The sequence below is a fragment of the Streptomyces sp. GSL17-111 genome (genome assembly GCF_037911585.1).
Lineage (GTDB): Bacteria > Actinomycetota > Actinomycetes > Streptomycetales > Streptomycetaceae > Streptomyces.
Genome location: NZ_JBAJNS010000001.1, coordinates 99,477 through 112,047, shown reverse-complemented (window position 1 = coordinate 112,047; position 12,571 = coordinate 99,477). Strand labels below are relative to the sequence as shown.

Sequence of the window (12,571 nt, the reverse complement as noted above, 5' to 3'; positions counted from 1 at the left end):
CTCTCCGCCGGGCGCCATCGCGTATTCACGGAGGGGTGACCAGGTGATCGACATGCTGCCCGCGTCCTGGCAGGACGTACTCGGCGAGGAGCTCGACAAGCCCTACTTCAAGGAGCTGACGGAGTTCGTCGAGGAGGAGCGGGCGCGCGGTCCGGTGTACCCGCCGCGCGAAGAGGTCTTCGCCGCGCTGGACGCGACACCTTTCGACAGGGTCAAGGTGCTGATCCTCGGCCAGGACCCGTACCACGGCGAAGGCCAGGGCCACGGGCTGTGCTTCTCGGTGCGTCCCGGGGTGCGCGTCCCGCCGTCCCTGCGCAACATCTACAAGGAGCTGAACGCGGAGCTGGGGCACCCGGTGCCGGACAACGGCTATCTCATGCCGTGGGCGCGGCAGGGCGTGCTCCTGCTCAACGCGGTGCTCACCGTGCGTGCCGGAGAAGCCAACTCGCACAAGGGCAAGGGCTGGGAGCAGTTCACCGACGCCGTGATCCGTGCCGTCTCCGCCCGGCGCGACCCGGCGGTGTTCGTACTGTGGGGGAACTACGCGCGCAAGAAGCTGCGGCTGATCGACACCGCGCGCCACACCGTCGTGGAGGGGGCGCACCCCTCGCCGCTCTCGGCGAAGCGGTTCTTCGGCTCCCGGCCCTTCGGCCGCATCGACGAGGCCGTCGCCGCCCAGGGACACGAGCCCATCGACTGGCGCATTCCCGACCTGGCGGGCTGAGCGCCTGTCGTGGATCCGCCGCCCCGGCCGCTAGCGTCGGGGCGGCGGATCGCCCCGCCCCCGGCCGCCGGCGCCCCCGGCCGTCCGGCCCCACCGCACGGGAGAACCAGGTGAACCAGCAGACCCCGGCCGAGCAGGCGATGACGACCCGGATCGGCCAGGCCGTGATGCTGCTGCACGGTGGCGACCGCGAGGAGGCGCGCAACCGTTTCTCCGCGCTGTGGGCCGAGCTGGACCACGACCGCGACCACCTTCACCGCGTCACGGTGGCCCACTACATGGCCGACACCCAGGACGACCCGCAGGCCGAGCTCGCCTGGGACCTGCGCGCGCTCGGGGCGGCCGAGGCACTGGCCGGAGCCCGGGCGGGCTTCGGGGGCCACGAGATCGACGTTCGCGGCCTCTACCCCTCCCTGCACCTCAACCTGGCCGCCGACTACCTCAAGCTCGCCCAGCACACCGCCGCCCGCCGGGAGCTGGACCGCTGCCACGCCGTGCTGGACGCGCTGGGCGACGACGCGTACGGCAGCGGCGTCCGGGCCGCCGTCGGCCGCCTGGAGCTGCGGCTGGCCGAGGCGGGCGGGGATCCGCAGCGGCCGGACGGTCAGTCGCCGTAGGCGGAACGGCAGTGGTCCCCGACGCGGCTGCCCGACTCCCAGCCGCCGTACACCTCCCCGAGCCGGCAGACGTCCGTCCCCCTCGCGGCGGAGGCGACGGGATCGGGCAGCGCGGTGGGCGGCGGCCCGGCCGGGAACCCTCGCCCGGTGGGCGGGGCCGGGGCGGGAGGCGGGCCGGTCGGCCCGTGTCCGGCGTCGGCGTGCCCGTCCTGGGGTGCACCCTCCGTGATCTCCGCCGAGGTGGCGGACGGTCGGGGCCGGGGCGTGGTGAGCGCCTCGCGCGGTGTGGGCGCGGTGGACCCGGGCGGGGTGCTCTCCGGGCCGCCGCTGTGCCGGTCGGCGGCCGGTTCCGGGCGCTGCTCGGCGGGTACGGTGACGCAGCCGGAGGCCGAGGCCAGGGCCACGCCGGTCAGGAGAAGGGCACAGGAGGATCGTCGCACCGGACCCACTGTGCCGTAATCGGCGGCGTCCGGTAACTCCCCGTGAGGGTGATCCGGAGGTCGTGCCGACCGGTCGGGATGCCCATGCCGCCCCGCGCCTTCGCCGGGGCGCCGAACCGGCCGCCCCGGCCCCGGCGTATGCTGCCCGCGTGCCGACGGAGCGGCTGGCATGGCGGGCGAGGCGAGGAGACACGCGGTGAAGGTCGGCGTCATCGGGCTGGGAGACATCGCGCAGAAGGCCTACCTTCCCGTCATCGCCGCCCAGCCCGGGCTGGAACCGCACCTGCACACCCGGACCGCCGCCACCCTGCACCGCCTCGGCGAGACCCACCGGGTCCCCGAAGCCCACCGGCACGAGACGTTCGACGGGCTGCTCGCGGCCGGGCTGGACGCGGCGTTCGTCCACGCCCCGACCGCCGTCCACCCCGAGCTGGTCGGCAGGCTGCTCGCAGCGGACGTCCCCACCTACGTCGACAAGCCGCTGGCCTACGACCTCGCCGCGTCCGAGCACCTCGTGGACCTCGCGGAACAGCGCGGAGTCAGTCTCGCGGTCGGCTTCAACCGGCGCTTCGCCCCGGCCTACGCCCAGTGCCGCGAGCACCCGCGCGACCTGATCCTGATGCAGAAGAACCGGGTGGGCCTGCCCGAGGAACCCCGCTCCCTGGTCTACGATGACTTCATCCACGTCGTCGACACCCTGCGCTTCCTCGCCCCCGCCCCCCACGACCGGGTCGACGTCCGCGCCCGGGTCCGGGACGGGCTGCTGCACCACGTCGTCCTCCAGCTCTCCGGCGACACCTTCACCGCCGTGGGCATCATGAACCGGCTTTCCGGATCGGCGGAGGAGGTCCTGGAGGTGTCCGGCCAGGACACCAAGCGTGAGGTCCGCAACCTCGCCGAGGTCATCGACCACAAGGGCCAGCCCAGCGTCCGCCGCCGTGGTGACTGGGTACCGGTGGCCCGGCAGCGGGGCATCGAGCAGGCCGTCCTCTCCTTCCTCGACGCGGTACGGGGCGGCGTGACGCTCAGCGCCGCGGACGCCCTGCTCACCCACGAGCTGTGCGAGCGGATCATCACGGCCGTCCGGCAGCACGCCGACTGACCAGGACGACGGCGGCCGCACCGACCACGCCGAGCGACCCGAGCGCCACCCAGTCGCCCGCCCGGACGGAGAAGGTGCGGCCGGTCGCCAGCGGCACCGCGTACACGTGCGTCGCGCTGCGGTCCGACTCCAGCCGCGGTCCGACGCGTGCCCCGTCCGGGCCGTGGACCGCGGTGATGCCGGTCAGAGTCGCGTGCACCATCGGGCGCCCCGTCTCGGCCGCCCGCAGCGCGGCCAGCGACGCGTGCTGCCGGGGGGCCCAGGTCCCCTGGAAGCTGCTGGTGGCCGACTGCCCCACCAGTACCTGCGCACCCTCCCGCACCAGGTGCCGGCTCATGTCGGGGAAGGCCGTCTCGAAGCAGATCAGCGGGCCGACGCGGACGCCGCCCGCGCTCATCACCACCGGTTCCGTCCCGCGTACCCGGTCCACGTCGGCCGCACGTCCCACCTCGGTGGCCCAGCCCAGCACCGAACGCAGCGGAACGTACTCCCCGAACGGGACCAGCCGCATCTTGTCGTACCGGTCGCCGGACAGCCCTCCGGTGTCCACGAGCACGGAGCTCTTGACGATTCCCGGACCGTCCACCCGGCGGGCGTCCACGTTGACCAGGAGCGGTGCGTCGACGTCGGCGGAGACGGCGGCCAGCCGGTCCGTGAGGTCGTCGCGGGCCGACAGGTCGAAGCCCACGCTGCTCTCCGCCCACACCACGAGGTCCACGTCCCGGCCGGCCAGCGTCCGCGTCAGTTCCACCCCCCGGTCGAAGCGCGGACCCGGCTCGGAGAGTTCACCGGGCTGCACGACGGCCACCCGCACCGCACCGGTGGTCCGGGGTGGCTCCACCGCGAGCCACGCGCCGGCGATCACCAGCGCGCAGCATCCCAGCGCGGCGGCCGCGGTGCCCCGGACCGGACGCGGGGCGGTCCGGGCGAGCAGCGCGGCGATCCCGACGTTGACGGCCACGATCAGCCAACCGACCAGCCACACTCCGCCCAGCGACGCCAGCCGCAGCCCCGGCTCCCACGACCACTGGCTCGCTCCCAGCAGCCCCCACGGGCCGCCCGCGTACTCCCAGGAGCGGATCAGCTCCACCACGAGCCACGCCGACGGCAGCACCACGACGGCCGCCCCCGTCCGGCGGCGCCCGTCCGGGCCCGCGCCGCCCGCAGCAGAGCCCTCCACCCCGGTGCGGTCGGCGAGGAGCCGGTGGGCCAGCGCGCCCCAGGGCGCCCACAGCGCACCCAGCAGCGCCGCGAGGGGCAGGAGGAAGACGTGCAGATGGGGGGCCAGCCAGTGGTGCGTCGCCAGAACGAAGCCGGTGCCGCCGAGCCAGCCGAACCACGCGGCCCGCCGCCCGTCGGGCGCGGCCCGCAGGAGCAGCAGCCACGGGACGAGCGCGGCGAAGGCCAGCCACCACAGCGCGGGAGCCGGGAAGGCCAGCGCCGGCAGCGCGCCCGCGACCAGGGCCGCAGGGCTCCACCACCGTCGTGCGGGTGCACGTCGCATACCGTGCCTCCTACCGCGGCGGCCGGGGACCACTTCCAGTGTGCCCCGCCGGCCGCTCCCGCGATCAGTGGCTCGGGCCCCCGGCGTACGGATCCAGCACACCGACCCAGATGAGGACGAGCAGGACCGTGCCCAGCGCCACCCGGTAGATCACGAAGGGCAGGAAGCTACGGGTGGAGATGAACCGCATGAACCAGGCGATGACCGCGTAGCCGACCAGACCGCTGACGACGGTCGCCAGGATTGTGGGCCCCCAGGAGACGTGACCGCCCTCGGCACCGATCGCCGTCAGTTCCAGCGCGCCGGAGGCGAGTACCGCCGGTATGGCCAGGAGGAACGAGTACCGGGCCGCGGCCGCCCGGTTGTAGCCGAGGAAGAGGCCGCCCGTGATCGTCGAGCCCGACCGGGACATGCCGGGGATGAGGGCGAGGGCCTGACAGAAGCCGTACAGTATGCCGTCGCGCACCGTCAGGTGCTCCAGGTCCTTGAGCGGCTTCACGGCCCGGTGACGGCCACCGCCCCGCTCCGCCCGCTCGGCCGCCCGGGTCGCCATCCGGTCGGCGATGCCGAGCACGATCCCCAGGACGATCAGGCTGAACGCGATGAGCTGGAGGTTCCGGAACGGCCCCTCGATGTAGTCCTTGAGCGTCAGCCCCAGCACGCCGATCGGCAGACTGCCGACGATGACCAGCCAGCCGATGCGCGCGTCCAGGTCGCGCCGGGCCTCCTTGTCCACCACGGACCGCGACCACGCCCGCACGATGCGCACGATGTCCTTGCGGAAGTACACCAGCACGGCCACCTCGGTGCCGATCTGGGCGACCGCGGTGAACGCCGCGCCCGGGTCCGGCCAGCCGGCCGCGACGGCGGTCAGGCGCAGATGGGCGCTGGAGGAAATCGGCAGGAATTCCGTGAGCCCCTGGACGACCCCGAGGATGAATGATTCGAACCAGGTCATGTCGGGATGCGCTCGTCCTTGTACTCGAGGATGGATACGGGGGCGGATCTGTTCGTGGCGGAGGAGGGGACCGGGGGTGTGACCGGTCCGATGCTAGGTCGGGGCACGGCTCAGACGGCGGCACCCACCGGTTCGTACCCGCGTTCGTCCGGTCGTCCCCGGCGGAACCGGGTGAGGACGACGGCGGCGATCCCCATGACCCCCAGGAAGGCGGAGGCGGCCAGGAACTCCGGCGAGGTGGGGTCCGCGGCGCGGCTGCCCACCAGCGCGTAGGCGACGGTGCTGGGCAGGGCGCCCACGGCGGTGCCGGCCAGGATCGCCGTCCAGCTCATGCGGGAGACGGACGCCGCGTAGTTCGAGGCGGCGAAGGGCACCCCGGGCAGGAGCCGAAGGACCAGCACCGCGCGGAAGCCGTACCGGCTCAGCAGCCGGTCGCCCGCCGCCAGTCGGCGGCCCCGCAGCAGCGGGCGCAGGGCGTCCTGGCCCAGGAGCCGGCCCAGCCCGAACGCGAGTCCCGCTCCGAGGACCGTCCCCGCCAGCGCGGCGGCCGTGCCCGTCGCCGCGCCGAAGAGCACCCCGGCGGCCACGGTCAGCACCGGCCGGGGCACGAAGACCGCCGAGCCGACGCCGTGGAGCGCCACGAAGGCGGGCACGGCCAGCGCCGTCGGCAGGTGACCGGCCCACCCCGGCTCGGTGAGCAGTCGCGGGTCGAACAGGGTGGTGGCGGCGTAGAGGCCGGCGGCCAGGAGGACCGTGAGCAGGCCCAGCCGCAGCAGGCGGCCCCGGCCCGGCCGGGGGCCGTCCCGGACGACCGGCTCCGCACGCTCGGCGAGCGGCGGAGGGGGCGGGACGGAGGAAGTGGGCGCGGGCACCGGAGGAGGTTAACCGACGAAGGTGAAGCGCCGGCGGCGCAGCGGTGACGTGGGCACCAACGGCAGCCGTGTGCGAAGGCGCCGCCCCGCCTGAGACCCCGCCTCCGCGCCCCGCCTCCGGACGGCGCGGCCACCCCCGCACAATGGAGCGGTGAACGAGCCCCTCCCCGTCGTCCGGACCGTCGATCACGGCACCGCACGCCTCCTGCCCGACGTCGACCGGTCGCGGGCCTGGCTGCTCACCGTCGACGACGCCCCCCAGTCCTACGTCGACCTCGACGACACCGCGCACCTGGAGTTCGCGTACACGCGGCGCATCGCCCACGTGATCGACGCGGCCGGGCCGGCCGGGCCGCTGGACGTCCTCCACCTCGGGGGCGGTGGACTCACCCTGCCCCGCTACACCGCCTCCGCACGGCCCGGTTCGCGGCAGACGGTCGTGGAGGCGGACGAGGCCCTGCTCGCCCTCGTGCTGGAGCACCTCCCGCTGCCGCCCGGGAGCGGGACGCGGACGCGCGCGGCCGACGCCCGGCGGGCCCTGGAGGCGGCCCCGGCGGATTCCTACGACCTGATCGTCGCCGACGTCTTCGGCGGCTCGCGGATCCCCGCCCACCTGACGACCCGGGGTTGCGCCGAGGCGGCGGCGCGGGCCCTGCGCCCGCACGGTCTGCACGTGGTCAACATCGCCGACGGCGCGCCCTTCCCCTTCCTGCGCGCCCAGGCGGCGACGCTCGCCGCCGTCTTCGGCCAGGTGTGTCTGATGGCGGAGCCCGGAGTGCTACGGGGGCGCCGGTTCGGGAACGTCGTCCTGGTGGCCTCGGCCGCCGCGCTGCCGCTGGACGCGCTGAGCCGCGCGTGCGCGGGCGACCCGTTCCCGGCCCGCGTCGAGCACGGTGCGGCGCTGCGGCGGTTGGTGGGGGACGTTCGGCCGGTTCAGGACGCGGACGCCCTCCCGTCGCCGCCACCGCCACCGGGCTCCTTCAGCATCGGCTGAGCCGGGCCCGGGGTCGCCGGGGCCGGGGCCACCGAGAGGGTGGGGGCCGGTGCGCGCAGCCGCAGTCCCCGCACCTCGGGGACGCATAGGACGGCCGCCGTCAGCAGCACGACCACCGCTGAGACGCCCCACAGCGCGGTGTCCATCCCGACGGCCCCGGCGACGGGCCCCGCCAGCGCGGTGGCCACCGGAACCAGGGCGAGCGAGCCGAGCCAGTCGTAGGCCGCCACCCGGGAGAACTTCTCCTCGGGCACCTCCTGGTGCAGTGCCAGCATCCACGTGACGGAGAAGACCTCCACCGCCAGACCGCTGACGAACATCACCGCGCTCAGCGTCGGCGCGGTCACCGGCACGGCCAGCGCGGCGGACGGCAGGGCGAGCGGAAAGACGCACAGCGCCCCGGCGAGCAGCAGCCTGTGCGGCTTCCAGCGGGTCATCAGCACCGCGCCCAGCACCGTGCCCGCGCCGAACGCGGCGAGCGCCACGCCCCATGGGCCGGCACCGCCGAGACGGGCCTCGGCGATGAGCGGTCCGTACACGGCCTCGGCCGCGGCGATCATCGCGTTGACGACGGCGAACTGCAGCACGATCGCCCACAGCCAGCGCCGCCCGGTCACCTCGCGCCAGCCCTCGCGCAGGTCGTGCAGCAGGCCACCGGAGGGCGCACGCCGGGCCATGCCGCTGACGTCCAGGAACGCGCGCAGGGCACCGGCGACGGCGAAGGCCGCGGCGTCGACGGCGAGCACCCAGCCCGGCCCGACGGCGGCCACCAGGGCCCCGCCCAGCGCCGCACCCCCGATGGCCGCGCCGTTCATACCGATCCGGAAGACGGCGAAGGCCCGGCCGGCCTGCTCGCCCGTCACTGACGCGAGCACCATGCCCTCGGCCGCCGGGGCGAAGAACGCCTGCCCGGTGCCGCCGAGCGCGGCGAGTACGGCCATGTGCCAGATCCGTGCCTCGCCGCTGAGGACGAGGACGGCGAAGAGGGCCTGGGAGAGGCAGTTGAGGGTGTTCGCGGCGACCATGACCCGGTGGCGGGGGAGCCGGTCGGCCACCGCGCCGCCGATGAGGACGAAGACGACCAGCGGCACCGTGCGGGCGGCCGCCACGAGTCCCACGTCGGTCCCGGACCCGCCCGCCTGGAGCACCGCGAACGCGGCGGCGATGAGAGCCCCGGAGCCGCCGAGACCGGTGATCACGGCGGCTGCCGTGAGCAGCGTGTAGTTGCGGCCCGCCCAGGCGGGTTGTCGTCGGTGCCCCGGCCCCCGGGGCCGGGGCACCGACGAGGTCACTCCTGCTCGCCGTAGGGACGCAGGCTCGCGGTCATCTTGTCGATGGTCTCCTCGGGCACCTCGTCCTCCACACCGGTGTCGGTGATCAGGATCCACAGGCGCAGCTCACGGGAGGCGTCGAGCCACGAGACGGCGACGGCCTTTCCGTCGGCCTCGCACTTGTTGCCCTTCTTCACGCCGCTGACGGTGGCGGTGGCGATGTGGCCCTCGATGCCGTGCTCGCTCTTGAACGGCTTGGACTCGGTCCAGTCGAGCTTGTCCCGGTCCTCGCCGTGCCGGTAGTAGACGAAGTTCTGGGCGGCCGAGAGCGCGGCCTCGCTGGTGTTCTTCGCGCCCTGCGCGCCCTTGGTGCCCACGGCCGAGCGGGAGTAGGTGCCGCCGTCGGAGTCCTTGCACCACCCGTCCTTGTAGTAGGCCGGGGCGCTCATGGCCACCTCGGGGACGGGGAAGAGCGCGCCGTCCTCCTGCTCCTTCTCGCCCCAGCCGATGATGGTGGTCTTGCTGCCCAGCTCCCAGTCCTCCGGGACGTCGAAGGCGCTGTGGTGCTTGGGGTTGATGACGACCTGCCAGCCGGGCACCACCGGCTCGGGGTCCGGCTCGTCCTCACCGCTGCCGCGCGGACTGTCCGGGTCGCGCCGCGCGCCCTCCTCCTCGTCGTCGGCCTCCTCGGGCTCGTCGGAGGTCTCCTGCGAGGGGGTCGCGGTCGCGGAGGGTGTGTCACCGCCCTTCGCCGAGGCGTCCGGCTCCTCGTCCCCGCCCAGCAGCACGACACCCGCGACGACGGCGCCGGCGACGACGGCGAGGGACACCGCGATCGCGATCACGGTGTTCGCGCGCTTCTTCTTCCCGGGGTCCCCGGGCGGCGGGCCGCCGGGGACCCCGGGCGGGCTCCACTGTCCCTGACCCTGCCCCGCAGGCTGCTGGTAGGGATTCGGCTGCTGATAGCCGGGCTGCTGGTACGGGTTGGGTTGCTGATAACCCGGCTGCTGGTACGGGTTGGGTTCCTGCGGGTTCTGGCCGCCCCCGGGCTGCTGCTGTCCTGGCCACATGACGTGAACTCTACGAGTGGGCAGGGCCGCTCTCCAGGCCAGCCCCCGTTTTGATGCGGGCCCGGGACATCCGCAGCCGTTTCACGACGACCCGTACCCGGCGAAGCTACTCGCTGGTAATGTCTGGCCCATGTCTGAGAACCTGCCGTCGATCGGCGAGCTGATGGCGGCCTCCGTGCCGATGGTCCGCACCCTCAACCTGGAGTTCACCGAGGCCACGGCGGAGCGCGTGGTCGTCGGGCTGCCCGACCGGAGCGAGTACCACAACCACGTCGGCGGTCCGCACGCCGGCGCGATGTTCACGCTCGCCGAGTCCGCGAGCGGCGCCATCGTCATGGCCGCCTTCATGGACCAGCTCTCCCGCGCCGTGCCGTTGCCCGTCCGCTGCGAGACCACCTACAAGAAGCTGGCCAAGGGGCCGCTCACCGCGACCGCGAAGCTCGGCCGTCCGGTCGCCGACGTCGTCGCCGAACTGGACGCCGGACAGCGCCCGGAGTTCCCCGTGCACGTCGACATCACCCGGGAGGACGGCGCCGTCACCGGCGACATGACGATCGTGTGGACCCTGCGCCCCAACGACTGAGGCGCCCGGCCCGGCCCCCCGCGCGTCACATACGGTGCACGCAGGCGCGGCACGGAAGCGACGAGCGAGGAGTGGGCGATGACAGGAGCGTTGATCGCGGGTGTGGGCGGCAAACCGCCGAAGGTGGACCCCGGGGCCTACACGGCGCCGACGTCGGTCGTCGTCGGTGACGTCACGGTGGGCGCCGGGGCGAGCGTCTGGTACGGCGCCGTGCTGCGGGGTGACATGGGGTCGATCACCCTCGGCCCGGACAGCAACGTGCAGGACAACTGCACCGTGCACGTCGACCCGGGCTTCGACGTCACCGTCGGCGCGCGCGTGTCCGTCGGCCACAACGCGGTCCTGCACGGGTGCGCGGTCGAGGACGACGTCCTGGTCGGTATGGGTGCGACCGTGCTCAACGGCGCGGTGATCGGGGCCGGTTCGCTCGTCGCCGCGCAGGCCCTGGTGCCGCAGGGAATGCGGGTGCCGCCCCGTTCCCTGGTGGCGGGCGTCCCGGCCAGGGTGCGGCGCGAGCTGACGGACGAGGAGCTGGAGCACATCCGGCTCAACGCGGCCGCCTACCGCGACCTGGCGGAGCGGCACCGCGCCGCGGTCGGCACGGGGGAAGTGGGCTGACGTGCCGCGAGCCGTTCCCGCGCCCCTGCGCCGGGCGCTGACCCGTACGGCCTCCCGTGCGGTGCACCGTGCCTGGAGCTGGGCCCAGGAGGCCGGGGCCGTCACGCGCGAGCGGCCGGGCCCGCACGCGTTCCGGCGCATCGGCACGGGAACCCGGCTCGCGTTCCCGCAGGGCACGGTCTTCGGCGCGCCGTGGATCGAGCTCGGCGACCACTGCGTCGTGGGTGCCGAGGTGACGCTCACCGCCGGGATGATGCCCGGACTCGACCTCGGTCCCGATCCGGTGCTGACCCTCGGGGACGGCGTCGTCCTGGGCCGGGGGAGTCACGTCATCGCGCACAGTCGGGTGACGATCGGCACCGACGTGTTCTTCGGCCCCTACTGCTACGTGACCTCCACCAACCACTCCTACGACGACCCGCACGAGCCGGTCGGGAAGCAGTGGCCGCGCGCGGCGCCGGTGGAGATCGGGTCCGGCAGCTGGCTGGGCCACGGCGCCGTCGTGCTGCCCGGCGCCAGACTGGGCCGCAACGTCGTCGTGGCCGCCGCCTCGGTCGTGCGCGGCGACGTCCCGGACCACGCGGTCGTCGCCGGGGCACCGGCCCGGGTCGTCCGGCGCTGGGACGCCGACGGGGGCTGGCAGCCACCGCTGCGGACCCCGGCGCCCGTGCCCGTGCCCGAAGGAGTCACCTCCGAGCAGTTGCTGGCCCTCGCCGAGGGCGACGCCCTGGTGCCCGAGCCGGGCACGCTGGAGGAGCGCCCGGAGCGCTGACCGTGTCGAGGAGGTGCGCAGGCCCGATGGACATGCGGACGATGCGGATCGTGCTGACCGTGATCCTCGCCCTGCACGCGGTCGGGTTGCTGCTCCTGGCCCTGCGGCACCTGTGACGCCTCCCGCGCCTCCCGCCGTCGCCCGTCAGCCGGTGGCCAGCAGGAGCGTGCCCATGACGGCGAGGCCCACGCCGGCCGTCTGCACCGGGCGGAGCCGTTCGCTCAGCCAGCCGCGGGCGGCGAGCGCGGTGATGACCGGGTACAGCGAGGCGAGGACGGCCGCGATGGTGACGGGTCCGCTCTGCGCGGCGACCATGTACGTCCCGTTGGCCGCCACGTCGGCCAGGCCCACCAGTGCCAGTGCCGGCAGGGAGGCCCACAGCCCGGCCCGGCCGTCCGGCGGCAGCGCGGGGCGGCCCCGGCGCGTCTGCCGCAGCAGCGCCGCGCCGCCGACCGCGACGTTGCACAGCCGCTGGACGAACAGGGCGAGGAAGAGTCCGGTCATGGTGACGGAGGCGTGCTCGATGAGGGCCATCACCGCACCGATGCCGAGCGCGGCGAAGACGGTGAGGAGCAGCGTCCGGCGTGCCACCGGCGTGCCGCCGGTCCCCGGTCCGCAGGCCAGGACCACGCCGGTCACCGCCACGAGGATGCCGGCGGTCTGGGCGGCTCCCGGCCGTTCACCCAGGGCGAGGCCGACGCCCACGGGCACGGACACCGCGCCCAGGGCCGCGAGGGGGGAGACGACGCCCATGGGGCCCAGGGCCAGTGCCCGGTAGAACGCGAGAAGGCCGATCGGGCCGACGACACCGGCCGCGACGGCGAACCACAACTGGGAGCCGATCTCCTGCCAGCCGCTCGTGGCCACGACGATCGCCCCGAGCGCCACCGCCGCGAGGGACTGGGAGACCACGACGACGGTCAGCGCGGGCACGCGCCGCGTCAGCAGGCCGCCGCCGAAGTCGGCCAGCCCCCACATCAGGCTGGTCACCAGGGCGAACGCCACGGTCATCGCGCACCTCGCAGTACAGTGTGATGGACGTCGGA

14 protein-coding genes are annotated in these 12,571 nt (G+C 74.4%); 7 read left to right on the top strand and 7 right to left on the bottom strand.

Annotated elements, in window-relative coordinates:
- The first annotated feature begins 52 nt into the window (after positions 1–52).
- Together ung and V6D49_RS00580 are read left to right on the top strand one after the other, a co-directional pair.
- Positions 53–724 (top strand): uracil-DNA glycosylase, encoded by a 672-nt coding sequence (gene ung / locus V6D49_RS00585; RefSeq protein ID WP_340563578.1) that lies wholly within the window; start codon positions 53–55, stop codon positions 722–724.
- A 110-nt stretch (positions 725–834) separates the two neighbouring features.
- The gene (locus V6D49_RS00580) at positions 835–1,341 is read left to right on the top strand and encodes a hypothetical protein (RefSeq protein WP_340556103.1); all 507 of its coding nucleotides are present in this window, start codon (positions 835–837) and stop codon (positions 1,339–1,341) included.
- Here V6D49_RS00580 and V6D49_RS00575 read toward each other — a convergent pair.
- Complete coding sequence (locus V6D49_RS00575) at positions 1,329–1,781, bottom strand: hypothetical protein (RefSeq protein WP_340556102.1); 453 nt, start codon at positions 1,779–1,781, stop codon at positions 1,329–1,331. The genes V6D49_RS00580 and V6D49_RS00575 overlap by 13 nt on opposite strands.
- 196 nt (positions 1,782–1,977) lie before the next feature.
- On the opposite strand from V6D49_RS00575, the gene V6D49_RS00570 reads away from it, so the two are divergent.
- On the top strand, positions 1,978–2,883 hold the full coding sequence (locus V6D49_RS00570) for a Gfo/Idh/MocA family protein (RefSeq protein WP_340563576.1): 906 nt from the start codon (positions 1,978–1,980) through the stop codon (positions 2,881–2,883).
- Here the strand turns inward: V6D49_RS00570 and lnt are convergent.
- From lnt to V6D49_RS00555, 3 genes are all read right to left on the bottom strand, one after another.
- Entirely contained in the window at positions 2,855–4,387 is a 1,533-nt protein-coding gene (gene lnt / locus V6D49_RS00565; protein WP_340556101.1) for an apolipoprotein N-acyltransferase, read from the bottom strand. The genes V6D49_RS00570 and lnt overlap by 29 nt on opposite strands.
- 64 nt (positions 4,388–4,451) lie before the next feature.
- Positions 4,452–5,345, bottom strand: a complete 894-nt coding sequence (locus V6D49_RS00560; protein ID WP_340556099.1) for an undecaprenyl-diphosphate phosphatase — start codon at positions 5,343–5,345, stop codon at positions 4,452–4,454.
- A 110-nt stretch (positions 5,346–5,455) separates the two neighbouring features.
- A complete protein-coding gene (locus V6D49_RS00555; RefSeq protein WP_340556097.1) occupies positions 5,456–6,217 on the bottom strand; it encodes a TVP38/TMEM64 family protein in 762 nt (253 codons plus the stop codon).
- Positions 6,218–6,368: 151 nt separating this feature from the next.
- Here V6D49_RS00555 and V6D49_RS00550 point away from each other — a divergent pair, with 151 nt between their 5' ends.
- Positions 6,369–7,211, top strand: a complete 843-nt coding sequence (locus V6D49_RS00550; protein WP_340556094.1) for a spermidine synthase — start codon at positions 6,369–6,371, stop codon at positions 7,209–7,211.
- Here the strand turns inward: V6D49_RS00550 and V6D49_RS00545 are convergent.
- Together V6D49_RS00545 and V6D49_RS00540 are read right to left on the bottom strand one after the other, a co-directional pair.
- The gene (locus tag V6D49_RS00545; RefSeq protein ID WP_340556092.1) at positions 7,151–8,491 is read right to left on the bottom strand and encodes an MFS transporter; all 1,341 of its coding nucleotides are present in this window, start codon (positions 8,489–8,491) and stop codon (positions 7,151–7,153) included. The genes V6D49_RS00550 and V6D49_RS00545 overlap by 61 nt on opposite strands.
- Before the next feature lie 8 nt (positions 8,492–8,499).
- Positions 8,500–9,552: a hypothetical protein gene (locus V6D49_RS00540; RefSeq protein WP_340556091.1), complete on the bottom strand. Its 1,053-nt coding sequence runs from the start codon at positions 9,550–9,552 to the stop codon at positions 8,500–8,502.
- 130 nt (positions 9,553–9,682) lie between these two features.
- Here V6D49_RS00540 and V6D49_RS00535 point away from each other — a divergent pair, with 130 nt between their 5' ends.
- The 3 genes from V6D49_RS00535 (at position 9,683) to V6D49_RS00525 (ending at position 11,525) form a co-directional block, all read left to right on the top strand.
- Complete coding sequence (locus tag V6D49_RS00535) at positions 9,683–10,135, top strand: DUF4442 domain-containing protein (protein ID WP_340556089.1); 453 nt, start codon at positions 9,683–9,685, stop codon at positions 10,133–10,135.
- 78 nt (positions 10,136–10,213) lie between these two features.
- Positions 10,214–10,753 (top strand): gamma carbonic anhydrase family protein, encoded by a 540-nt coding sequence (locus V6D49_RS00530; protein ID WP_340556087.1) that lies wholly within the window; start codon positions 10,214–10,216, stop codon positions 10,751–10,753.
- A 1-nt stretch (position 10,754) separates the two neighbouring features.
- Positions 10,755–11,525 carry an acyltransferase gene (locus V6D49_RS00525; RefSeq protein WP_340556085.1) on the top strand — a complete coding sequence of 257 codons (771 nt, stop codon included), beginning with the start codon at positions 10,755–10,757 and terminating at the stop codon, positions 11,523–11,525.
- A 144-nt stretch (positions 11,526–11,669) separates the two neighbouring features.
- On the opposite strand, the gene V6D49_RS00520 is transcribed toward V6D49_RS00525, so the two are convergent.
- Positions 11,670–12,536: an EamA family transporter gene (locus V6D49_RS00520; RefSeq protein WP_340556083.1), complete on the bottom strand. Its 867-nt coding sequence runs from the start codon at positions 12,534–12,536 to the stop codon at positions 11,670–11,672.
- Positions 12,537–12,571 lie beyond the last annotated feature (35 nt).